Genomic DNA, 22,687 nt, shown 5'->3' on the forward strand with positions numbered 1-22,687 from the left:
GCCCTTCGGGTGGGGCTCCCCTCGGGGGTGAGCGGTGGGGTAGCGTCCGGCCCGTGACGACGGGTGGGCACAGGACGCGTTTCGGCAAGTACGAGCTGCAGGAGCGCCTGGGCGCGGGTGGCATGGCCGTGGTGCACCGCGCGCGCTACACCGTGGCGGAGGGCGTGTCCCGGTCCGTGGTCATCAAGCGCGTGAGGGACCCGTACGCGTTGGATCCCGCCTTCGTGCGGATGTTCCTCAACGAAGCGCGTATCTCCATGGGGCTGTCGCACGGCAACATCGTCCAGGTCTTCGACTTCGGGCAGGAGGAGGGGGAGTACTTCCTCGCCATGGAGTGGGTGGACGGGCAGCCCCTGTCCAAGGTGCTCAAGCGCCTGAAGCTGAAGGGGATGGCGCACCTGCCGGCGCCGCTGGCCGTGCAGCTGATGGTGGAGGTCTGCAAGGGCCTGCACCACGCGCACACGCGCCGCGACGAGGAGGGCCGCTCGCTGGGGCTGGTGCACCGCGACGTGTCCCCGGACAACGTCCTGGTGAGCTACGAGGGCGAGGTGAAGCTCACCGACTTCGGCATCGCGAAGGCGCAGTGGGCCGGGCGGCAGGACACGGACGCGGGCGTGGTGCGCGGCAAGTTCCTCTACCTGTCACCGGAGCAGACGCGAGCGGAGGCGTTGGACGCGCGCTCGGACGTGTACACGGCCGGCGTGGTGCTCTTCGAACTGCTCACCGGCCGCAGGCCCGCGGAGGGAGACCAGGCCTCGGTGATGGAGCGCATCGCCACGGGCGACCTGACGCCCCCGCACGCGCACGTGCCGGACCTGGATCCGTCGCTGGGGGCCCTGGTGACGCGGGCGTTGGCGCTGAGGCGGGATGACCGCTTCACGAGCGCGGAGGACTTCCAGCGCGCGTTGGCGGAGTGGCTCGCGTACCGGGCGCCACTGTTCCCCGCGTCCACGCTGCGACACCTGATGGGCTGGCTGTTCGAGGAGGAGCTGAAGCTCGCGGGCCAGCCGCCGCGGATTCCGGAGTCCTTCCTGCGTCAGGTGGCGGTGTGGACGGGGGAGGGTGGCCCGGGGGGAATGGACGAGCCGGAGCGGGCGTCCGCGGTGCACCGCGCGCACGCCGAGGCGTTCCCTGAGGAGCACGTGCCCGGGGCGCTGGTGGGCGGCAGTCCCGCGGCGGACATGGGCGCGGGAGTGCCTGGCTGGGTCTGGGCGACCGTCATCGCGGCGGCGGTGATTTTCTTCGTGGGGCGGGCGGTGCTGCCCGACATGTCGGAAACGCCGGGGCGCAATCTCCAGGTGGTGTCGGTGCCTCCGGGCGCGGAGGTGCGCTGGGACGGCAAGTATGTCGGGGTGACGCCGACGGCCCTGAAGGTCGCTCCAGGGGAGGACTCGCACCAGTTGGAGCTGCGCTACGTGGGCCACCATCCGTGGTCGACCACCGTGTCGCAGGCGGCGGTGCCGGAGCGCGTGCAGGTGACGCTGGAGCGCCTGCCACCCCCGCCGCCGCCCCCCGAGCCGGTGGTGGACGCACGGGTGCCGGAGCCGCAGAAGGCGGGCGCCCGGAAGGGCGTGCCGAGCATCAACGCCCAGGGCGAATCGCGCGAGGCCCTGGATTGGATCGTGGGGTCCCCGAGCGCGGGGGCGGAGTACACGCTGGGCTTGGAGTTGCTCCTGGCGGGCAAGCCGGGGCAGGCCAGTGAGAAGTTCGGGACGTGCCTGAGGCTGGTGGAGACGGCCGCGGAGTGCCACCTGGGGATGGGGCGGGTGGGAGCGCGGACGGCCCGCGCGGGGGTGGCCGTGGAGCACTACCGGCGCTACCTGCAGTTGCGGCCGCGAGGGACCGGCGCGGCGGAGGCCCGGCAGTACCTCAAGTCCCGGTCGGGTCGGTAGCGGCGCCGCGATGTTCCTCGTCCTTTCGAAGGTGCTGGACCTGCTGCTGTCGCCGCTCACCTGGGCGCTGTTGTTCGGCGTGGCGGGGCTGCTGCTGCGCCGGTGGAAGCGCCTGTCGCTGGCGTCCCAGCTCGCGGCGTTGGCCGTGCTGTACGTGTTCTCCATCGAGCCGACGGTGGCGCTGCTGACGCGCGCGACGGAGGCGGACGCGGTGAGCACGTACCGGCCGGACACCGTCTACGACGCGGTCATCCTGCTGGGCGGAGGGCTGGACGCGGCGGCCACGGAGCGCTCGGGGCAGCCGGAGTACAACGCCGCGCCGGAGCGGATGATGCGCACCTTCGAGCTGCTGCACGACGGCAGGGCCCGGCAGGTGTTGATTACCGCTGGCAACCTGGACGCGAGGCCGGAGGCGGTGGTGGAGGCGGACGTGCTGGCCGCGCAGCTGGAGCACTGGGGCATCGCACCCGAGCGCATCGTGAAGGAAGGGCGCAGCCGCAACACCCGCGAGAACGCGCTGGAGTCGGAGCCGCTGGTGCGCGCGCACGGCTGGAAGTCACTGCTCCTGGTGACGAGCGCCGCGCACCTGCCCCGAGCGGCCGGCTGCTTCGCGGCGGTGGGGCTGAAGGCGGACACCCTCGCGGTGGACCTCCGCTCCTCGACGATTCCCCCGGCGAAGCTGAGCTGGCTGCCGCGCTCGGGAGCGCTCAACCAGAGCACGGACATGCTGCGGGAGTTGGCGGGGCGGATTGTCTACCGGGCGCGAGGCTGGACCGCGCCCTGGCGGTAGGCGCTACTTCATCGACGGCGGCGCGTGCAGTCCGCCCTTGGGCACGCCGAGGACGGTGATGCGGCCCTGGGGCTTCGCGCGGGGCGCGGGCTTGCCGGTGCGGAACGCGGTGCTGAGCGCGTCCCATGGCGACGTGTGCTCAGGGCTCGGGGGCAGGACAGGCAGGTCCTTGAACATCGCGTAGCCGTCGTTGCCCTGTGCCACGAAGCTGAAGGTGGCCAGCCGGTACTTCGCCGCGTCGTCCAGCGGCTTGCCCTTCACGTCCACCTTCGTCACCCGCGAGCCTGGCGCCTTGCGCAAGTCATAGGTGAATCGCAGGCCGGACACCTGCGGGTAGCGACCGGGCGGCTTGCCATCCACGCTGCTCAGGCTGACGCCGTTCTCCAGCGCCGCGCGCAGCGTCGCCCCCGTCACCTCCAGGACGACCAGCTCGTTGCGGTAGGGCATGAGCGAGTACATCTCGCGCCGGGTCATCTTCCCCGCGGGCAGCACCCGGTCCGCGCGGATGGCGCCCCCGTTCACGAGAGCCACGTCCGCGCCCGTCGCCTCGCGGAACGCATCCGCCAGGAACGAGCCCAGGTTCGTCTCCCCCAGCCGGTTCGGCGCACTGCGCGCATCCAGCGCCACCGGCGAGCGGCCAATGCGCTCCGCCAGCGTGGCCATCAGCGGCGCGTAGGGCTTCATCTGCTCGTTGAACGCCGCGTCGTCCGGAGTCTTCGAGGTGATGGGAATCACCTTCCACGCCAGCTTCTTCACCGCGCCCGTCTTCGCGTCCAGGTCCAGCGTGACGCGGCCCAGGTCGATGGCGTCCTCGTCCAGCTTGAAGATGGGCGTGCCCGCGACGGTCTCCTCCACGCGGTCGTGGTCATGCCCGCCGATGATGAGGTCCACGCGCACGCACTTCGCCAGCTCGCGGTCCTGCTCCACCGCCAGGTGCGTGAGCCCCAGCACGAACTGCGCGCCCGCGGCCCGCAGCTCCTCCACGGAGCGCTTCGCGGCCTCGCAGTACGGCGTGATGCGCGTGTCCTTGCCCGGCTTGGACGAGGTCTGCGTCTCCGGCAGCACCACGCCGAAGATGCCCACCTTCACGCCGCCCACGTCGCGGAGGTCCCACGCCCTGAGCCCGTCGAACACCTGCCCGGACTTCACGCTCATCACGTTGGCGCCCAGCCACGGGAAGCGCGACTGCTGGAGGCGCGCGCGCAGCACGTCGTCCCCGAAGTCGAACTCGTGGTTGCCCACCGTGGAGTAGTCCAGACCGAGCGCGTTCCACGCGTCGATCATCTGCTTACCCTTGAGCGCCTCGCCCGCCACCTCCGCGGACGACTCCACCGAAGGCGAAATCGTGTCACCCGCCAGCAGCGTGAGGACGTGAGGCGACTCCTTCAGCGCCTGCTGCTTGAGCGTGGCCACGCGCGACAGGCCGCCCCGGTTCTGGGCGGTGGGCTGGAATTGGTAGACGTCGTTGAGGTGGAGGATCGTGAGGCGGACGGTGTCGGCGGGAGGCGTCGGCTCCGCGGCCCCGGCGGAACGGGTGGCCAGCACCAGCGCGAGCGGCAGCAGCACCGCCCAGGTGCTCACGGTCTTCTTCATCATCGGACAGTCGTTCTCTTGCGGGGGCACAGGGGGAGCGCCAACCCGTCTCGGCGTAGCGCACTCGGCACGTGAAGGCGAGCGGACCGGATATGGCGCAACGCGCAAGCCCTTCTTCCCGGAGGATGAAGGGCATCCGGCCCACCATGCGCTCCGTCCTCAGACGGTGTAGCGCCGGCCCTGCACCAGCGGCTCGATGACGCTGCCGCTCGTGTCGAACAGGTCCGGATAGTGGATGAGGCGCATCTTCGCGCGAGTCGCCTCCGGCAGCGCCGCCAGCTTCTCGTAGGGCGTGTGCACGCCGTAGTTCGTCTCGTGGATGACCAGGTCCGCCTCGGACAGCCAGGAGATGAGCCCCTCGTCGAACGCGGTGTCCGCGCTGTAGCCCAGGCACCGGCCCCCGGCACGGATGCGGAACGCGGTGGTGGGCACGTGGTGGTAGGTGAAGCGGCACTCGATTTCGAACGGGCCGTGGCGCACCGAGCGCTCCAGGTGCAGCGGCGTGTGCGTGAAGTAGTCCTCGAAGTGCTTGTGGCTGGGCCCCGCGCCCTGCTGCTCGATGAGGCACTCCATGCCCGCGGCCAGGTGGCCCTCCCAGAGGCGGCGCGTGACGCTCGGGTGCGCGAGCAGCTCCATCTTCCGCTGCAGCACGAAGAAGGAGAAGTACCCCAGGCCCTCCAGGCCGGAGGCGTGGTCCGCGTGCAGGTGCGTGAGGGCCACGGCGCTGACGCGCTCCACGTCCAGGTGCACGCCGGAGGACTCGGACGCCTCGCGCATCATCTTGCGGATGGGGTGCGGACAGTCGAGCAGCAGCACCTGGTCCTCCGCCTCCAGCGCCAGGCACGACGAGTAGTAGAGCGCGGAGAAGGCATCACCAACGCCCAGGGGAATGAAGGACAGGCTCATGGATGGCTCCGGAGGGAAGGGGACAGCCGCTCGCGCAGCTTCGCGGCGACGGCGGGAGGGCAGAAGGCGGACACGTCCTCGCCGCGCGTGAGGCGCTCCTTGAGGGCGCTGCTGGACACCTCCGCCAGGTGCGCCTCCGCGGGAAGGAAGAGGGTGGACAGCTCCGGCGCGAGCGCGCGGTTCATCTGCGCCAGCTCCGTCTCGAACTGCGCATCGGTGGCGCCGCGCACGCCGCGCAACAGGACGCTCGCGCCAATCTCCCGCGCCAGCTCCACGATGAGCCCTTCGGTGAAGGTGACGGAGACGTTGGGATGCCGGGCCACGGCCTCCCGGATGAGCGCCATGCGCTCCTCGGCGGTGAGCAGCGTGAGCTTGTTCGGGTTGACCGCGACCACCACGACGACATGGCTGAAGAGGCGCGCCGCCTGTCGCACCACCGACAGGTGTCCCGCCGTCACGGGGTCGAAGCTGCCTGCGTAGATGGCGATGGTCATCACGACACCTCACGGTCCGGAGAAGAAGAAGTCGCCGCGTCCAACAGCCCCGCGGCCATGCGCTTCACGGTGCCCGCCGCGGAGCCCGGGGGCACGAGCCCGGGCGCGCTCGCGGACAGCACGAAGTACCCCTGGATGGCGGCGAAGAGCCCTGCGGCCAGCGGACGCGCGCGGCGCTTGCCCACCACCGCCGCGACCAGCGCCTCCAACTGCTCCAGGTCCGCGCGCACCACCTCTTCGTAGGCGACGCGCACCTCCGGCTGGCGGATGGCCTCCGCGCTGATGGTGACCCAGCCCGCCACCGCCGCTACGTCTGAGTCCGGCCCGGTGGCGAGGAACGCGTCCACGAACGCCTCCACCCGACCGTGTGCATCGTCCGCGGCGAGCTTCGTCGCCCGCGTGCTGAAGCGTTGCCGGGCGCGAGCGGCCAACGAGCGCACCAGGGTCAGGAGGATCTCCTGCTTGTCCTCGAAGTGGTAGTGCACCAACCCCGCGCTCAGGCCCGCCGCACGGGCAATCTCCGCCACGGACGCGCCCTCGTAGCCGCGCTCGGCCATGGCCTTGAGCAGTCCAGCGACGATCTGTTCCCGGCGCGCTTCGGTATTGGAGGGACGAGGCATGGCGCGATTTGGTTTCTAGGTTGTGTGACCAACTTATAAACAGGGCCAGCGTGGGCGTCAACCGGACGAGAGGTCCGGTGACGCCAGGCGGAAGGCTAGAAGCGGAGGACGGACGTCACCTTGTCCGGCCCCAGCCGCTTCGCGCCTTCGAGGAAGTCGAGCGTGATGAGGAAGCTGTAGCCGACAATCTGCCCGCCCAGTCGGCCGATGAGGCGGCCCGTGGCGTCGGCGGTGCCGCCGGTGGCGAGCACGTCATCCACCACGAGGATGCGCTCGTCCTTGAGGATGGCGTCCTCGTGCATCTCCACGCCGTCCGCGCCGTACTCCAGCGAGTAGCGCTCCACGATGCGCTTGTGCGGGAGCTTGCCGGGCTTGCGCGCGGGCACGAAGCCCGCCTCCAGCGCCAGCGCGATGGGGGCACCCAGCAGGAAGCCTCGAGACTCCACGCCCACCACCTTGGTGATGTGCTGGCCCCGGAAGGGGGCGGACATGGCGGTGACCACCCGGCCGAAGAGGCGCGGGTCCGCCAGCATGGGGGTGATGTCCTTGAAGACGATGCCGGGCTTGGGGAAGTCCGGCACATCTCTCAGGACGGCCTGGAGGTCGGAGACGAGCGTGGGGTCGAGGGACATGGGGTGGGGCTCCGAAAGGAGGACGGCGGCGTTTCAGCCCGGTGGATGACACCCGGGGTGGACCTGGGACCCAGGGTACCCGGCCCGGGTGACAGCCAGCCTGGCGGGCCCCCGGACGCAGAGTCCCAGGGCCAACGGCCGGAGGATGGGCGGACTGGGACGGGACCGGGGCATGGCGGACGTTGATGATCTCACAGCTTCGCGCCGCCCGGCCGCATCGGCTGGCGGACGCCGTATTTTTTCCCGCGCGCGGGGATCCCCTCACTGTGTTAAGCGAGGCGGTTCCCCCCGACCAAGGAGTCTGGGGCCCTTGCAAGCCGTGCAAACCACCGCTGACACCCGAGACCCTCTCTCCCCCCAGGACGGAATCTGGCTCCGCGCCCTCAAGGCCGAGGTCGAGCCCGTCACGTTCAAGAAAGGCCGCGAGGTGGCCGAAGGCCGCCGCGTCTTCGGCCTCACGCGTGAACCCGAACGCATCCGCGCGCAGGTCGCGGGTCCGTCCGGCGAGCGCTACGACGTGGCCCTGATTCCCGGAGAGGGAAAAGTCGTTTCCTCCTGCACCTGCCCGGTGTGGAACACCACGGGCCCGCATTGCGAGCACGTGGTCGCCGTGGCACTCATCTACGCGGCCCGCTTCCGGCCACCGCCGCCACCGCAGAAAGCGGCGGCGCCTCCTCCGCCGCCCGAACCCGAGGACATGGGGCCGGACGACGAGGAGGAGATTCCCGGAGGCGGAGCGCCGGGGATGGAAGGCGTCAGCCTGCCCGCGCTCGCCAAGGTGGAGAGCTGGCTGGGCCTGTCGTCGCTGCCCGACTACGAGTTCCTCTACCGGCTCACCCCCGCGAGCACGGGGGCGGGCGGCTCCAACAACCGCCACTGGGTCGTGGACGTGCGCCGTCAGGACGCGCAGACCAAGGGCCCCGTGCACGTGAAGCGTCTGCTCCAGGCGGGCAGCCGCATCGCGCCCCCGGACGAGCGCATCTTCATGGTGCTGTCGCGCCATGAGCACCGCTACGACTCGCGCATCGTCCTCTCGGACGAGGACCTGTGCGAGGTGCTGGAGCTGTTGCGCCAGCGCCGGGTCATCTACCGGGGCACGCCGCTCGTCTACATGGAGCAGCCCGTGCGGCCGCAAATCCATCTGGAGTCGCGTCCAGACGGTGCCACCGCGCAGATCGAGCTGCTGTTCCCGGACGGCGTGGGCTACCCGCTCAAGGACGTCATCGTGCTCGCGGGCCGGCGCACGTACGTCATCCAGGCGCAGAACCTCCACGCCGTGGAGCCGGACTTCCCGCCGCGCTTGCTGCGCAAGTGGCTGCTGGAACCGACCATGGCCTTCCCGTCCGGGCAACTGGACCGGGTCCTGACGTTCTTCGCCGCGCACCTGCCGCGCTTCCGCATGTCGTTGAAGGCGGACGACATCGAAGTGGACGAGTCGGTGGAGCCGCGCTTCGTCGTCACACTGGAAGGCGCCGCCGAGCGCGTGAAGGTGCAACTGGCCGCGAGATACGGCCAGACGACGGTGGCGGTGTCCCCCACGGCCACGCACCTGGGCTACGCCAGCGGCGTGGGCGAGGACTCGCGCAAGCTGTACCGCCGCCGCGACGAGGTGGAGCGCGCCGCGGGCAAGGTGCTGCTCGACCAGGGGCTGCGCTTTGATCAGGCCTCGCAGGCGTTCGACGCGACGGGCGACGTGGCCCTGGAGTTCTGGGCGCGGGGCCTGGCGGGCCTGCCTGAGGAGTGGGAGCGCTACGGCGTGCAGGCGCCCAAGGTGCGGCTGCGCCCGAAGCTCAAGCCGCGCATCCGCGTGGGCATGAGCGGCGTGCAGTGGTTCGACCTGGACGCGGAGTTCGTCACCGACGACCAGGCCGTGGACCTGGGCGCCGTGCGAATGTGGCTGGACTCCGGCCGCAAGTTCGTGCCGCTGAAGGACGGCTCCTTCGCGGAGGCGGACGTCGCGGAGATCAAGCGCGTGGCGGACCTCCTGGAGGAGGCCGGCGCCATGCCGGGCCGCACTCGCACGCGGCTGCCGCTGCACCAGGCGGTCGCCCTGGACCTGCTCGCGGACCTGAGCGAGTTCACCGAGGTGGAGGCCAAGGCCCGTCAGGCCATGCTCGCGCTGCGCGAGTCGGCCGGCGTGCCGAAGGTGGCCGTGCCGGAAGGACTCCAGGCCACGCTGCGCCACTACCAGGAGGCGGGCCTGTCCTGGCTCTGGTTCCTCCGGCGCCACGGGCTGTCCGGCATCCTCGCGGACGACATGGGTCTGGGAAAGACCATCCAGTCCCTGAGCCTGATGCAGAAGGTGGCCAACGACGAGGGCCGCAAGCCGTCCCTGGTGGTCGCGCCCACGAGCGTGCTCGCCAACTGGGAGCGCGAGGCGGAGCGCTTCACGCCGGGCCTCAAGGCCATGGTGTGGCACGGGCAGGACCGCCGCGAGCGCGCGGAGGACCTGAAGGACATGGACCTGGTGCTCACGTCATACGCGCTGGTGCGCCGCGACCTGGAGCAGCTGTCCCAGGTGGGCTTCCGCTACGTCATCCTGGACGAGGCGCAGAACATCAAGAACGCGGACAGCGCCACCGCGCAGGCGTGCAAGTCGCTGCCCAGCGAGACGCGCCTGGCGCTCACCGGTACGCCGCTGGAGAACCGCCTGTCGGAGCTCTGGAGCATCTTCGACTTCCTGATGCCCGGCTTCCTGGGCAGCGCGGAAGGCTTCAGCGACCGCTACGAGCAGCCCATCCAGGTGGCCAACGACGCCACCGCGAAGGACCGGCTGCGCCGCCGCATCCAGCCCTTCATCATGCGCCGCCTCAAGACGGAGGTGGCCAAGGACCTGCCGCCGAAGACAGAGAGCGTCGCGTGGTGCGAGATGGAGCCCGGCCAGGCCGCGCTCTACCGCGAGGTGCTGGAGGAGAGCCGCCGCAAGGTGAACGAGTCCATCGAGAAGGTGGGCTTCAAGCGGAGCCGCGTCTCCATCCTCGCCGCGCTGATGCGCCTGCGTCAGGTCTGCTGCGATCCGCGTCTGCTCAAGATGCCGCCCGGCACGCTCTTGCCGTCCAGCGCGAAGCTCGAGCGCTTCATGGAACTGGTGGCGGACCTGGTGGCGGAAGGCCACCGCGCGCTCGTCTTCAGCCAGTTCACGGAGATGCTGGAGCTGCTCAAGCAGGAGGCGGACAAGAAGGGCCTGCGCTACCTCTACCTGGACGGCCGCACCAAGGACCGCATGGGCAAGGTGGACGAGTACAACCGCCCTGACGGCCCGCCGCTCTTCTTCATCAGCCTCAAGGCGGGCGGCACCGGCTTGAACCTCACCGCCGCGGACTACGTCATCCACTTCGACCCGTGGTGGAACCCCGCGGTGGAAGACCAGGCCACGGACCGTACGCACCGCATCGGCCAGACGCGCGCGGTCATCAGCTACAAGCTCATTACGCGCGGCACGGTGGAGGAGAAGATTCTCAGCCTCCAGCGCCGCAAGCGCGAACTCGCCGCCGGCGTGCTGGGCACGGATGGGGACGACATGGGCCGCACGCTCACCGAACAGGACATCCAGGAGCTGTTCACCGAAATCTGATGCGACTCGGGGAGTGGGAGATGGTTGTGGCGCCAACATGCCACGCCCTCCCACTCGCCCTCCCGCCATCCACCCGACCCGAACACCTGTGCAGTGTCATCAAGACCTGCTAGGGTGTTCAGGTGTTGGGGCGTCGTACGGATCGCGGAGGGCGCGAGTGCTGCTGGGTCTTCGGATTTCGAACGTAGCGGTGATTGAGGAGGTGGAGGTCGCGTTTGGCGCGGGCCTCACCGTCCTCACGGGTGAGACGGGTGCCGGCAAGTCCATTCTGGTGGACGCGCTGGGCCTTCTGCTCGGGGGCAGGGCGGATGCGGACGTCATCCGTGCGGGCTGCGAGGACGCGGCGGTGGAGGGCGTATTCGCCCGGACACCGGTGCTGGCCGCGCGCCTGGAGGAACTGGGCCTCCCGGACCTGGGAGAGGAGGTGCTCGTGCGCCGCGTGCTCGGGCGCACCGGGCGCGGAAAGGTCTACGTCAACGGCGCGCTGGTGACGCTGGGCGTGCTGGGGAAGCTCACCCGGGGCGCGGTGGACATCGCCGGCCAGCATGAGCACGTGAGCCTCTTCGACTCCGGGCTGCACCGGGTGCTGCTCGACAAGTACGGTCGCCTGGAGGAAGCGCTGGCCGCGTACGGCCGCGAGTGGGCGAACCTGCGCGAAGTGGATGGCCGCATGGACGCGCTGGGCGGAGACGACGCCAAGGTGCGCGAGCGCGCGGAGTTCCTTCGCTTCCAACTGGACGAAATCACGCGCCTGGACCCGGAAACCGGCGAGGACGTGAAGCTGGACGCGGAGCGCCGGCGGCTGGGCAGCGCCCAGAAGCTCAAGCGTCAGGGCGCGGAGGCGGAGTTGCTGGTGTCGGGCGAGGCGCCGTCCGCGGTGGAGATTGTCGGGCGCGCGCTGGGGCTCGTGCACGAGGGCGTCAAGTGCGACGCGACGCTCGCGCCGGTGGCTCAGTCGCTCAGCACGGCGCTGTCGGAGCTGGAGGAGGCCGCGCGCCTGCTCAACCGCTACGTGGAGGGGCTGGAGTCCGACCCCGGGCGGCTGGGCGAGGTGGAGGAGCGGCTGGACGCGCTCAAGCGGCTGTGCCGCAAGCACGGCGCGACGCTGGACGGCGTCCTCAAGAAGCGCGGCGAGCTGGAGACGGAGCTGGGCACGCTGGAGAACCGGCGCGAAATCCTGGAGGAGCTGAACCAGGAGCGCAAACGCGTGGAGGAGCGGGCGCGCAAGGCGGCGCTGACGCTGTCCCGCGCGCGCAAGGCCTCCGCCGGGGCCTTCTCCCAGCAGGTGCGCGAGGGCCTGGGCGGACTGGCCATGGGCAAGGCCGCCTTCGAGGTGCGCGTCACCGCCGGGGAGTCGCTGCGTCCGGACGGCATGGATGAAGTGGAGTTCTTCTTCAGCGCCAACCCGGGTGAGCCGGCGCGGCCCCTGGCCAAGGTGGCCTCGGGTGGTGAGGCGAGCCGGCTGCTGCTCGCGCTCAAACGTGCACTGGCGGACAGTGACGCGTGCGGCTGCTACATCCTGGATGAGGCGGACGCGGGCGTCAGCGGCGCCATCGCGGACGTGGTGGGCCGGATGATTCGCGAGGTCAGCTCCCACCGTCAGGTGCTGTGCATCACGCACCTTCCCCAGGTGGCGGCCTACGCGGACGCGCACCTGCTCATCCGCAAGAGCGTGAAGGGCGAGCGCACCGTGTCCCAGGTGCTTTCGCTCTCGGCCGGCGCCGAGCGCACCCAGGAACTGGCCCGCATGATGTCGGGCGTGGAGGTGACTCGCGAGGCGCTGGGCGCGGCGGAAGCGCTGGTGCGTTCGGCCCACCGGGCCACGCCCCGCGCGCGCCGGGAGTCGGGTCCGGAAGGCAACAGCCCCCGGGGTCGGCTGCGCCGGACGGCCTGAAATGGGGGCCTACAAGGTAGGGGTGACCCAGGGGGAGGGGCATGACGCACCGGGAGTTTTCGTCCGCGTCCTTGCCCCCACTTATGGGCTCACATAGCATCCGGCGCGTGTCCAGCACCGCAGGGCAGACCGCGGCCCCCCGCCATAAAGTCATCTCCGCTGGCCTGACGGACGTCGGGCGCAAGCGCAATCACAACGAGGACAGCTTCCTCATTGACGATGAGCTCCAGCTCTACGTCGTGGCGGACGGCATGGGTGGGCACGCGGGTGGTGGTACCGCGTCGCGCATCGCCGTCGAGACCATCGACAAAGAGCTGAGGCGCGCGCGTGAAGGGCGGGAAAACCCCTTCGTCAGCGTTCCCAACCTCCAGGATTCGCCCATTCCGGAAGCGCTCCGGGGCGCGGTGGAGAAGGCCTGTCAGGCCATCTACCTCACCGCCCAGGATGACGCGCGCCTGTCCGGCATGGGCACGACAGTCATCTCCCTGGTGGTCCGCGACGAGCACGCCTTCTTCGCCCACGTGGGCGACAGTCGCGCGTACCTCATCCGCGGGGACCTCATTCAGCAGATCTCCGAGGACCACTCGCTGGTCAACGAGCAGATCAAAGCGGGGATGATCACACCGGAAGAGGCCAAGCACTCCCGGTACAAGAACATCATCACCCGCTCCGTTGGCTTCGAGGAGGAGGTCCAGGTGGATGTCATGGGGCTCGTCTCCGAGCCCGGTGACGTGTTCCTGCTCTGCTCGGACGGCCTCGCCAACATGCTGGAGGACCGGGAGATCCACGACGCCGTCGCGCGCCACGCGAACCTGGATGAAGTGCCCAAGCACCTCATCGACCTGGCCAACGACCGCGGCGGCGACGACAACATCAGCGTCATCGTCGTGCGCATGCAGGGCGGGTAGGGCCCGGACTCGGGGCGCGATTGGGGCGCGCCCTGGAGTCTGTTGACCTTGACACTCTTCAAATGCGGATGATAGCTGCCCCAACCTTTCCACTTACTGAGAATCGCCAGTGGGTGACGGTGCGGGAGGGGCGGCGGGTGGGGGAGGTGTTGCGAGCGCGGGGAGCGACTTAGCTTCTGGCGCCGGAAGTCCCACGTTGCGAAAGAGTTTCCCCAGGAGTGGTCCGTGGCCAAAAAGTCCTTCACGCTGATGGTCATCCCGGACCACGACGCTCCGGTGAAGCGCTACACCATCCAGCGCTCCTGGCTGGTGCAGGTGGGCATGGGCCTGATGCTGGTGGCGGGACTGGGCGCCGGTGCGAGCATCCACTACCTCCAGGTGGCGGCGGACGCGTCGGAGAACCGCATCCTGCGTGAGGAGAACCTCACGCTGCGTTCCCAGCTGAAGTCGGTGCGTGAGCGCATCGAGCACATCGGTTCGACGCTGGACCGCGTGGAGCGTTTCGACCAGAAGCTGCGCGCGGTGACGTTGCTGTCGGACCCGCAGCGCAACCTGGCCATGGGCCCCACGGAGCCTGAGGCCGGCACCACGGCGCCCACGACGGACACGCAGTTCACCCAGCTGACCACCACGGACACCCCGAAGGTGCTGCTGGGCCGGCTGGACCGGCTCTCCGCGGAGGCCACCCGCCAGGAGCTGAGCCTCCAGGACCTGCAGGCCTACTTCCAGGACCAGAAGTCGCTGCTCGCCTCCACGCCGTCGGTGTGGCCGGCGCGCGGCTGGGTGACCAGCGATTTCGGTCAGCGCCTGGACCCGTACACGGCGGACCGCGTGACGCACGCGGGCCTGGACATCGCGGCGCCGCACGGCAAGGAAGTCTCCGCGCCGTCGGACGGCACGGTGGTGTTCGCGGGCCTGGAGGGCGGGTACGGCAACGTGCTCGTCATCGACCACGGCTACGGCATCAAGACGCGCTACGGCCACCTGTCCAAGATTCTCGTGAAGGCCGGCGACCGGGTGAAGCGCGGCTCGGCCATCGCGAACGTGGGCAACACCGGCCGCTCCACCGGACCGCACCTGCACTACGAGGTGCGCGTGAACGGCGTGCCGCAGAACCCGCGCAAGTTCATCCTTGAAGAGTAGGAGACGAGTAGGAGCCGAGTAGCTCGGGGACGCGCCTCAGGTTCCTTCCGGCTCCGGAAGGAACGCATCCAGGCGCAGGCGCCGCCGCTGCAGGCCGTGAGTCCGCCCGGTTCGCTCCATGATGTAGGCCCGCTCCACCTCTGCCCACAGGAGCGGCCCCAGCACCTGCCAGTGTGACGGCTGGTGCACCGTCAGCTCCAGCAGCGCCACGGTGAAGCCCGGCACGTCGGTGTCGGAGGCTCCCGGAGGCAGCGCGGGGCGCAGGTCCTCCGCCAGCTTCGCGCGAGTCGTCTCCGCGCTGTCCTCGCGCACGGTGAGCTGGGACGTGGGCACGAGCAGCACCGCGAAGCCGTCCGGCTGGAAGCGCACGATGCGCGCGCCCGGGTACTGCGCGGCCAGCGACGCCACGACGGCCTTGAGCAGCGCGTCCCCGGCGGGGAAGCCGAAGCGCGCGTTGAAGTGGATCATCTCCTTCACGTCCACCATCAGCGCGCCCACGCGCCAGCCGTCGTGGTGCGCGTGCGTGGACAGGTCGAACTCCTCCTTGAGGAGCGTGCCCTGGGTGAGCGCCAGCACGTGCAGGGCCCCGGTGGCGTCCGGTTGGCCTCGCCGGCGCTGCTCGGCGGCGATGAGCTCCTGGGCGGCGGCCTGCGGCGCCTCCTGGGCGTGCCCCGGGCGCGCGGCCCGGGGGTGGAGGGCGACGAGGGCGGTGGCGGTGGCGTCGTCGAGTGCGTAGGGCATCGTGTCCGCGTGTGTAGCGCGGACCCGCCCCGGGCGCAGGAAAGCTTCTCCCCGCGCCCGCTCCGTCGCCCTCAGCGCATGCGACGCGCCGTGACCGTCACCTCATCCCGGTCATGGTAGAGCTGGCGGACGGTGAGGCCCTCCCAGCCCCCGTCGTCCACGAGCGTCTGGCGCACCCGCAGGAGCAGCGGGTTCTTGTCCTTCATGGGCAGCTTGATGTTGGCCACCAGGTTGCGCGCCCAGCGGCGCCGGCCCCACTTGGCCAGCAGCTGCGCCACCTCCAGGGGCCGCCACGCCATGTCGCAGAAGAGCCAGTCCGCGGACTCCTCCGGGGCGTAGGCGAAGGCGCTCTCCTGCACGTGCTGGACGCGCGGGTTCTTCGCCAGCTCCGGCATCAGCTTCGCCGGGTCCACCGCCACCACCCGCGCCCCTCGCGCCACCAGCCGCTGCGTCCAGCCGCCCGGCGCCGCGCCCAGGTCCACGCAGACGTCGCCGCGCCCGGGCTCGTGCGCCAGCCCGTCCAGCGCCTCCTCCAGCTTCATCGCCGCGCGGGAAGGGGACTCGCCCGCACGCTTCATCCGCCGCCGCCCGCCCGGCGCGAGCGACAGGGCCTCACGGGCGCTCACCGCGCCCAGGGTCAGCACCCCGTCCGGCGCGACGCACAGGCCCACCAGCAGGGCCCCCGCCTCGCGCGCCCGTCCGTCGTCCTCCAGCACGCGCCCCGAGGGGAGCGCCGCGCGGACCGTGGCTTCCAGCGCCTCGGCACGGCCCGCCTGCGTGTTGCCCTTCGCGCTGTCCGGCGTGTAGGCCCGCAGGAGCCAGGGCACGCGCGAGGGCAGCCCGGACATCGCAGCCACGAGCTCCTCCACCGGCACCTGTCCTCCACCCGGGGGCGCCCAGGTGGCGACGACCCGCTCCACCGCCCGGCCAAAGGCGGGGGGGACTTCAGGCCGCTGCTCGGACTCCACCAGGGCCGGCCCCAGGAGGCGGGGACCTGCTCCAGCCCAGGTCAGCTCCTCGAACAGGTGCGACTCGAAGCCCTCCCGGCAGGTCCACAGCCACCGGCCCGGTTGGGCCGCCAGCGTCTGTGCGGGCATGGACGGCACGCGCGCCCGAGGTGGGATGCGCGGCGCGGGCGAGGCGATGGGAGCCGGGGCGGAGCGTCCGGGGCCACCGGCACGGGGCGTGGGGGCGGGCTTGCCGCCGGACTTGGGGCCTGGCTTGCCGCCGGACTTGGGGCCCGGCTTGCCTCCTGGACGGGGGCCGGGCTTCTGGCCGGGCTTGCCTTGAGAGGGGGGGCCCGAGCGTGAAGCCTTGCCGGGTCGGGAGGGGGCGCCTGGTCGGCGGGGGCCCGGGGAGGAGCGGCCGGAAGAACTCTTCGCGGCGCGGGGACGGTGAATCTGCTTAGGGGACATTGCGTGGACTCGGTTCCGCTTTACTCTGGGCCACCGCGCGCCGGGCGGCCAGCCGAGAGGAAGTTTCGGGGGGCGCGCGTGGTTTTGGTCTGGTTCTCCCTTACATCTCCTGGGAATTCCCTTCACTCGCCGCGCTCCTTCGAGGATCCTCCGGCGAGAGAGCCAACATGATTGAATGGACGCTAAAGAAGCTCATCGGGACCAAGAATGAGCGCGAGCTCAAGAAAGCCCGCCTGAAGGTCGCCCGCATCAACGAACTGGAAGGCCGCATGAAGGCCCTCCAGAACGAGGACTTCGCGCGCGAAACCGCCCGGATGAAGCAGGAGATCGCGAACGGCAAGCCGCTCGACGACCTGCTCTTCGAGGCCTTCGCCCTCACCCGTGAGGCGGCGAGCCGGGTCATCGGCCAGCGCCACTACGACGTGCAGCTCATCGGCGGCATGTTCCTGCACGAGGGCTGCATCGCGGAGATGCGCACCGGTGAAGGCAAGACGCTCACCGCGACGCTGCCCTCCTACCTCAACGCCCTGTCTGGCCGCGGCGTGCACGTCGTCACCGTGAACGACTACCTGGCCCGCCGCGACGCGGAGTGGATGGGCCGCGTCTACAAGTTCCTGGGCATGTCGACGGGCTGCGTGCTCCACGAGCTGTCCGACAAGCAGCGCCAGGACGCGTACCGCTCGGACATCACGTACGGCCAGAACAACGAGTTCGGCTTCGACTACCTGCGCGACAACATGAAGTTCCGTCTGCAGGACTACGTCCAGCGCGAGCTGAACTACGCCATCGTCGACGAGGTGGACTCCATCCTCATCGACGAGGCCCGCACGCCGCTCATCATCTCCGGCCCCACCGAGGACAGCACCGACAAGTACTACCGGGTGGACCAGGTCATCCCGGGCCTCGTGCCGGACCAGGACTACACCCTGGACGAGAAGCACCGCTCGGTGGCCCTCACCGACGACGGCATCGACAAGCTCCAGAAGCGCCTCAGCGTCGGCAACCTCTACGACCCGGGCGAAATCGAGACCCTCCACCACGTCGAGCAGGCCCTGCGCGCGCACACGCTCTACAAGCGCGACAAGGACTACGTGGTGAAGGACGGCGAGGTGCAGATCGTCGACGAGTTCACCGGCCGCCTCATGCCGGGCCGCCGCTGGTCCGACGGCCTCCACCAGGCCATCGAGGCCAAGGAGGGCGTGAAGATTGAGAACGAGAACCAGACGCTCGCCACGGTCTCGTTCCAGAACTACTTCCGCATGTACTCCAAGCTGTCCGGCATGACGGGCACCGCGGACACGGAAGCCGAAGAGTTCGCGAAGATCTACAACCTGGACGTGCGCGTCATCCCGACGAACCGCAACGCGCAGCGCCGCGACGAACAGGACGTGGTCTACAAGACGGAGCGCGAGAAGTTCGAGGCCGTCGCCGCCCAGATTGAAGAGCTGAACAAGGCCGGCCAGCCGGTGCTCGTGGGCACGGTGTCCATCGCCAAGAGCGAGGTGGTGTCCAACTTCCTCAAGAAGCGCGGCGTGGCCCACAACGTCCTCAACGCCAAGGCGCACCAGCGCGAGGCGGACATCGTCGCGCAGGCGGGCCGCAAGGGCGCGGTCACCATCTCCACCAACATGGCCGGCCGCGGCACGGACATCCTCCTCGGCGGCAACGCGGAGGTCATGACCAAGAGCGAGATGGGCGCGCCGCCGGAGCCGCCGGAGTCCGTGGACGGGCAGCCCCCGGACCTCACCGCCTACCAGGCGGCGCTGGCGGACTACGAGAAGCGCTTCGAGGAGACGAAGGCGAACAACGAGCAGCTCACCAAGCGCGAGCGTGAAGAGGTCATGGCCGCCGGCGGCCTCTTCATCATCGGCACGGAGCGCCACGAGTCCCGCCGCGTGGACAACCAGCTGCGCGGCCGCGCCGGCCGCCAGGGTGACCCGGGCGCCAGCCGCTTCTTCCTGTCCCTGGAAGACGACCTGATGCGCATCTTCGGGTCGGAGCGCATCCAGATGCTGATGGAGCGCCTGGGCATGGAGGAGGGCGAGGTCATCGAGCACATCTGGCTCTCTCGCGCCATCGAGGGCGCGCAGAAGCGGGTCGAAGGCCACAACTTCGACATCCGCAAGAACCTGCTCGAGTACGACGACGTGATGAACCAGCAGCGGCGCACCATCTACAAGCTGCGCCGTCAGGTGCTCGCGTCGGGCGCGGGCATTCCGCTCGTGGAGTACGAGGAGGACGTGAAGACGCGCGTGAAGACGCGCTCCGAGCGCGTCATCTCCTGGGCGGACTTCCGGGAGATGGTGCTGGATGCCGTGGAGGACGTCGTCGTGTCCATGACGGACACCTACGCCCCCACGCGCAGCTCCGACACCTGGGACATCGCCTCGCTGGCCAACTCCGTGAAGGAGTCGCTCAACCTGGAGATGGGCTTCGAGGGCGTCGGCAACCGCGACGAGCTCCAGGAGCAGATCTACGCGGCGGCGGAGAAGGTCTTCACCGCCCGCGAGCAGGAGTTCGGCGAAGACTTCATGCGCTTCCTGCAGTACCGGTACCTGGCCACCATCGACCAGCTGTGGAAGGACCACCTGCTGGCCATGGACCACCTGCGCCAGGGCATCGGCCTGCGCGGCTACGGCCAGAAGGACCCGAAGCAGGAGTACAAGAAGGAAGGCTACACGGGCTTCATGCAGATGCTGGACGCCATCAAGACGCAGTTCGTCAGCCAGATGATGCGTGTCCAGGCCCGCTCCGCCTCCAGCGCCGCGGAGGAGACCGCCCGCATCCAGCGCCAGCTGGCCCAGCAGCAGAAGAAGGCCGTGGAGGGCCGCGCGGACGCCGAGGGGAAGATCGAGGAGGCCACCGCCACCCCGGTCGCCCAGCGCGAAGCCGCCGCCGGCCCCAAGCCCGTGGGCCGCAACGAGCCCTGCCCCTGCGGCAGCGGCCGTAAGTACAAGAAGTGCCACGGCGCCAACGAAGCGAACCCGTAGGCCGCTGAACACCTGATGGAAGCGCCCTCCGGCGCGGTCGCCCTCCCTGGAAAGGGGAGCGGGGCCGCGCCGGTCGCCTTCCTGGAGGGGAGGGGAGCGGCCTCGGGGAGGTAGGAGTCGGACGGAGGGTGTGCCGAAGCTTGCGCCCCTCTTGAGCGTTCTGCTAAGGACGCCGCGCCCTGTTATGTAGGGGCCGGGCTTCACCGCCCGAGGCAGTCAGCAGCACCCACTACTCACACGCGTGTCACCGGTCCCCGGTGCCCCTCCACGGTGGAAGGGCCAGGACTGGCAGCGGTCTCAACGCGCGTGGCGGAACAACCGGAAGAGGTACTCGCACCATGGATCAGCAGGATACGCAGACGCAGGCCCAGGCGATGGCCGCTGCCAGCGGCATCACGATGCGCCAGCTCCTCGAGGCCGGCGTTCACTTCGGCCACCAGACCAAGCGCTGGAACCCGAAGATGAAGCCCTACATCTTCGGTGCCCGTAACGGCATCTACATCATCGACCTGCAGAAGACCGTGACCATGGCCCGCGCGGCCTTCCGCTTCGTGGCGGACATCACGGCGCGCGGCGGGTCGGTGCTCTTCGTCGGCACCAAGAAGCAGGCGCAGGACGTCATCCAGGAGGAGGCCGCCCGCGGCGGTCAGTTCCACGTCACCAGCCGCTGGCTGGGTGGCACGCTGACGAACTTCAAGACCATCAAGCAGGGCATCGACCGCCTGAAGACGCTGGAGAAGATGGCCGAGGACGGCACCTTCGAGCGCCTGCCCAAGAAGGAAGTCGCCCAGCTCGACCGTGAGCGCGAGAAGCTGGAGAAGAACCTGGGCGGCGTGAAGGACATGGCGAAGCTGCCCCGCTGCGTCTTCGTCATCGACCCGAAGAAGGAGCACATCGCCATCCACGAGGCCACCCGCCTGGGCATCCCGGTGATTGGTCTGGTGGACACCAACTGCGATCCGGACGGCATCGACTTCGTCATCCCGGGCAACGACGACGCCATCCGCTCCATCAAGCTCTTCACGTCCAAGATCGCCGACGCGTGCCTCGAGGGTGCGGCTCGCTACCGTGCGTCCGGCGCCGCCGAGCGCGACGAGCAGGAGGAGCGCGAGGGCCGTGATGACCGCCGTGACGACCGCCGTGGCCCGCGCCGTGGCGACCGCCGCGACCGTGACGACCGCCGTGGCGGCGGTGACCGTGGCGGTGAGCGCCGCGGCCCCGTCGTGGAGATGAAGGCCACCGCGGCCACCACGGAGCAGGCGCCCGAGGCTGGCGGCGAGAGCACGCCGGCGGCGGAGTAACCGCCCGGCCTCATCGCTTTCCCAACGCGGTCTCCGGAGTTCGGCCGGGCGGCACCTCTCAAGGCCCGCTGTCCGGCCGTCTCCATTTTCTACGTCCTTGGCGTCAGTACCCAGAACCCCAGTCCTCCGCCCCCAGCGCACGCCGCCAGGCTCGGAGCCGATGAAGAAAGAGATACGACATGGCTGAGATCACCGCCCAGATGGTGAAGGACCTCCGCGAGCGCACCAACGCCGGCATGATGGACTGCAAGAAGGCGCTGGCCGAGTCCGGTGGCGACTTCGAGAAGGCTGCGGAGTGGCTGCGCAAGAAGGGCATCTCCAAGGCCGAGGGCAAGGCCGGCCGCGTCGCCGCCGAAGGCATCGTGACCTCCTACATCCACGGCGGCCGCATCGGCGTCATCGTGGAGGTCAACTGCGAGACGGACTTCGTCGCTCGCAACCCGGACTTCCAGGACCTGGCGAAGGAAGTGGCCATGCAGATCGCCGCGGCCGGCCCCAAGTTCGTCCGCCGCGAGGAGGTCCCCACCGACGCGATGGACAAGGAGAAGGAGATCCAGCGCGAGCTGCTCAAGCAGCAGGGCAAGCCCGAGGCGATGCTGGAGAAGATCCTCGTGGGCAAGATGGAGAAGTACTACGAGGGCGTCTGCCTGGTGGACCAGCTCTGGGTGAAGGACGACAAGAAGAAGGTCGGCGAGATGATCAACGAGCGCGCCGCCAAGATTGGCGAGAAGGTCTCCGTGCGCCGCTTCGTCCGCTACGAGGTGGGTGAGGGCATCGAGAAGAAGAAGGATGACCTGGCCGCCGAGGTCGCCAAGACGCTGGGCCAGGCCTAAGCGCCTTTCGCCGCACCGCAGCTCCCTGGGGCCGCGTGCCTGGGGCTCTTCCTCACAGGGGAAGGGCGCCGGGAACGCGGCCCTTGGTATTCCAGGCCCCGTTTTCTTCATGTCCGTCCGCCCGGCATTGGACGGTGCGGCGCGCGTCACGACTTCCGTCGTTGCCTGGGCGCGGGGCGGGGGATAGAAGCGGTCGCGTATGTCCGAATCCACCTCTCCCTACAAGCGCATCCTCCTCAAACTGTCGGGCGAAGCCCTGATGGGCGAGGGGAAGTACGGCATCCACCCGCCCACCCTCACGCGCATCGCGGAGGAAGTCGCGGAACTCTCCAGAACGGGCCTGGAAATCGCCCTCGTGATTGGCGGCGGCAACATCTTCCGCGGCGTCGCTGGCGCCACGGAGGGCATGGACCGCGCGAGCGCGGACTACATGGGCATGCTCGCCACCTGCATCAACTCCATGGCGCTGCAGGACTCGCTGGAGAAGCAGGGGCTGAAGACGCGCGTGCAGTCCGCCATCAAGATGGAGCAGATCGCCGAGCCCTACATCCGCCGGCGCGCCGTGCGGCACCTGGAGAAGGGCCGCGTGGTCATCTTCGCCGCGGGCACGGGCAACCCCTACTTCACCACCGACACGGCCGCGTCGCTGCGCGCGATGGAAATCAACGCGCAGGTCATCCTCAAGGCCACCAAGGTGGACGGCGTCTACAACGCGGACCCGAAGAAGGACCCGACCGCGAAGCGCTACCGGTCGCTCACGTACATGGACGTCCTCAAGCAGAACCTCAACGTGATGGACTCCACGGCCATCTCGCTGTGCATGGACAACAAGCTGCCCATCATCGTGTTCGACCTGGGCACGCGCGGGAACATCCAGCGCGCCGTCACGGGCCACGGCGAGTTCGGCACCATCGTCGGCGCGGCCGAGACCGTCTGGGCTTAGGGACGCCACGGACGGGAC

General features: G+C 69.7%; 17 protein-coding genes. 10 read left to right on the top strand and 7 right to left on the bottom strand.

All coding sequences use genetic code 11. The features are described 5' to 3' along the window. Positions 1-53 precede the first annotated feature (53 nt). Both GTZ93_RS18275 and GTZ93_RS18280 read left to right on the top strand, forming a co-directional pair. Positions 54-1,892 (top strand): serine/threonine protein kinase, encoded by a 1,839-nt coding sequence (locus GTZ93_RS18275; protein WP_161662898.1) that lies wholly within the window; start codon positions 54-56, stop codon positions 1,890-1,892. A 10-nt stretch (positions 1,893-1,902) separates the two neighbouring features. Continuing rightward, positions 1,903-2,682: a YdcF family protein gene (locus tag GTZ93_RS18280; protein ID WP_139921545.1), complete on the top strand. Its 780-nt coding sequence runs from the start codon at positions 1,903-1,905 to the stop codon at positions 2,680-2,682. Between the two features lie 3 nt (positions 2,683-2,685). Here the strand turns inward: GTZ93_RS18280 and GTZ93_RS18285 are convergent, their stop codons facing one another. The 5 genes from GTZ93_RS18285 to GTZ93_RS18305 form a co-directional block, all read right to left on the bottom strand. Beyond that, positions 2,686-4,278, bottom strand: coding sequence for a bifunctional metallophosphatase/5'-nucleotidase (locus GTZ93_RS18285; protein WP_139921547.1), 1,593 nt, complete (start codon positions 4,276-4,278; stop codon positions 2,686-2,688). Between the two features lie 156 nt (positions 4,279-4,434). Beyond that, positions 4,435-5,181 (bottom strand): MBL fold metallo-hydrolase, encoded by a 747-nt coding sequence (locus GTZ93_RS18290; protein WP_120580263.1) that lies wholly within the window; start codon positions 5,179-5,181, stop codon positions 4,435-4,437. Further along, positions 5,178-5,675 (bottom strand): pantetheine-phosphate adenylyltransferase, encoded by a 498-nt coding sequence (coaD, locus tag GTZ93_RS18295; RefSeq protein WP_139921549.1) that lies wholly within the window; start codon positions 5,673-5,675, stop codon positions 5,178-5,180. Before coaD ends, GTZ93_RS18290 begins: the two co-directional genes overlap by 4 nt. After that, positions 5,675-6,295 (bottom strand): TetR/AcrR family transcriptional regulator, encoded by a 621-nt coding sequence (locus GTZ93_RS18300; protein ID WP_139921551.1) that lies wholly within the window; start codon positions 6,293-6,295, stop codon positions 5,675-5,677. The genes coaD and GTZ93_RS18300 overlap by 1 nt, the downstream gene beginning before the upstream one ends. Positions 6,296-6,390: 95 nt before the next feature. Then, positions 6,391-6,927: an adenine phosphoribosyltransferase gene (locus tag GTZ93_RS18305; RefSeq protein ID WP_139921553.1), complete on the bottom strand. Its 537-nt coding sequence runs from the start codon at positions 6,925-6,927 to the stop codon at positions 6,391-6,393. Between the two features lie 310 nt (positions 6,928-7,237). Here GTZ93_RS18305 and GTZ93_RS18310 point away from each other — a divergent pair, with 310 nt between their 5' ends. From GTZ93_RS18310 to GTZ93_RS18325, 4 genes are all read left to right on the top strand, one after another. Next, a complete protein-coding gene (locus GTZ93_RS18310) occupies positions 7,238-10,501 on the top strand; it encodes a DEAD/DEAH box helicase (protein ID WP_167548174.1) in 3,264 nt (1,087 codons plus the stop codon). A gap of 157 nt (positions 10,502-10,658) precedes the next feature. Further along, positions 10,659-12,395: a DNA repair protein RecN gene (gene recN, locus GTZ93_RS18315; protein ID WP_120580266.1), complete on the top strand. Its 1,737-nt coding sequence runs from the start codon at positions 10,659-10,661 to the stop codon at positions 12,393-12,395. A gap of 107 nt (positions 12,396-12,502) precedes the next feature. Next, the gene (locus tag GTZ93_RS18320; RefSeq protein ID WP_120580271.1) at positions 12,503-13,303 is read left to right on the top strand and encodes a Stp1/IreP family PP2C-type Ser/Thr phosphatase; all 801 of its coding nucleotides are present in this window, start codon (positions 12,503-12,505) and stop codon (positions 13,301-13,303) included. A 225-nt stretch (positions 13,304-13,528) separates the two neighbouring features. Continuing rightward, positions 13,529-14,446 (top strand): M23 family metallopeptidase, encoded by a 918-nt coding sequence (locus GTZ93_RS18325; RefSeq protein WP_120580267.1) that lies wholly within the window; start codon positions 13,529-13,531, stop codon positions 14,444-14,446. A 36-nt stretch (positions 14,447-14,482) separates the two neighbouring features. Here GTZ93_RS18325 and GTZ93_RS18330 read toward each other — a convergent pair whose 3' ends face one another. Then, positions 14,483-15,187, bottom strand: a complete 705-nt coding sequence (locus tag GTZ93_RS18330; protein ID WP_139923999.1) for a diguanylate cyclase domain-containing protein — start codon at positions 15,185-15,187, stop codon at positions 14,483-14,485. A 71-nt stretch (positions 15,188-15,258) separates the two neighbouring features. Next, positions 15,259-16,284, bottom strand: coding sequence for a 23S rRNA (cytidine(2498)-2'-O)-methyltransferase RlmM (rlmM, locus tag GTZ93_RS18335; RefSeq protein WP_120580269.1), 1,026 nt, complete (start codon positions 16,282-16,284; stop codon positions 15,259-15,261). 485 nt (positions 16,285-16,769) lie between these two features. Between rlmM and secA the strand changes: the two genes are divergently transcribed. The 4 genes from secA (at position 16,770) to pyrH (ending at position 22,669) form a co-directional block, all read left to right on the top strand. Continuing rightward, the gene (secA, locus tag GTZ93_RS18340; protein ID WP_139922947.1) at positions 16,770-19,592 is read left to right on the top strand and encodes a preprotein translocase subunit SecA; all 2,823 of its coding nucleotides are present in this window, start codon (positions 16,770-16,772) and stop codon (positions 19,590-19,592) included. Positions 19,593-19,930: 338 nt separating this feature from the next. Next, positions 19,931-20,893, top strand: a complete 963-nt coding sequence (gene rpsB / locus GTZ93_RS18345) for a 30S ribosomal protein S2 (protein ID WP_120581205.1) — start codon at positions 19,931-19,933, stop codon at positions 20,891-20,893. 179 nt (positions 20,894-21,072) lie between these two features. Further along, positions 21,073-21,726, top strand: a complete 654-nt coding sequence (tsf, locus tag GTZ93_RS18350) for a translation elongation factor Ts (protein ID WP_120581204.1) — start codon at positions 21,073-21,075, stop codon at positions 21,724-21,726. A gap of 199 nt (positions 21,727-21,925) precedes the next feature. After that, positions 21,926-22,669, top strand: coding sequence for a UMP kinase (gene pyrH, locus GTZ93_RS18355; protein WP_120581203.1), 744 nt, complete (start codon positions 21,926-21,928; stop codon positions 22,667-22,669). Positions 22,670-22,687: the final 18 nt, after the last annotated feature.

Source organism: Corallococcus exiguus, assembly GCF_009909105.1.
Taxonomy (GTDB): domain Bacteria; phylum Myxococcota; class Myxococcia; order Myxococcales; family Myxococcaceae; genus Corallococcus; species Corallococcus exiguus.

Bases quoted from the DNA above. Each gene is read 5' to 3' on its own strand.
- GTZ93_RS18280 (WP_139921545.1), top strand. From the start codon at position 1,903: ATGTTCCTCGTCCTTTCGAAGGTGCTGGACCTGCTGCTGTCGCCGCTC.
- GTZ93_RS18285 (WP_139921547.1), bottom strand. From the start codon at position 4,278: ATGATGAAGAAGACCGTGAGCACCTGGGCGGTGCTGCTGCCGCTCGCG.
- GTZ93_RS18290 (WP_120580263.1), bottom strand. From the start codon at position 5,181: ATGAGCCTGTCCTTCATTCCCCTGGGCGTTGGTGATGCCTTCTCCGCG.
- coaD (WP_139921549.1), bottom strand. From the start codon at position 5,675: ATGACCATCGCCATCTACGCAGGCAGCTTCGACCCCGTGACGGCGGGA.
- GTZ93_RS18300 (WP_139921551.1), bottom strand. From the start codon at position 6,295: ATGCCTCGTCCCTCCAATACCGAAGCGCGCCGGGAACAGATCGTCGCT.
- GTZ93_RS18305 (WP_139921553.1), bottom strand. From the start codon at position 6,927: ATGTCCCTCGACCCCACGCTCGTCTCCGACCTCCAGGCCGTCCTGAGA.
- GTZ93_RS18330 (WP_139923999.1), bottom strand. From the start codon at position 15,187: ATGCCCTACGCACTCGACGACGCCACCGCCACCGCCCTCGTCGCCCTC.
- rlmM (WP_120580269.1), bottom strand. From the start codon at position 16,284: ATGCCCGCACAGACGCTGGCGGCCCAACCGGGCCGGTGGCTGTGGACC.
- secA (WP_139922947.1), top strand. From the start codon at position 16,770: ATGATTGAATGGACGCTAAAGAAGCTCATCGGGACCAAGAATGAGCGC.
- rpsB (WP_120581205.1), top strand. From the start codon at position 19,931: ATGGATCAGCAGGATACGCAGACGCAGGCCCAGGCGATGGCCGCTGCC.
- tsf (WP_120581204.1), top strand. From the start codon at position 21,073: ATGGCTGAGATCACCGCCCAGATGGTGAAGGACCTCCGCGAGCGCACC.
- pyrH (WP_120581203.1), top strand. From the start codon at position 21,926: ATGTCCGAATCCACCTCTCCCTACAAGCGCATCCTCCTCAAACTGTCG.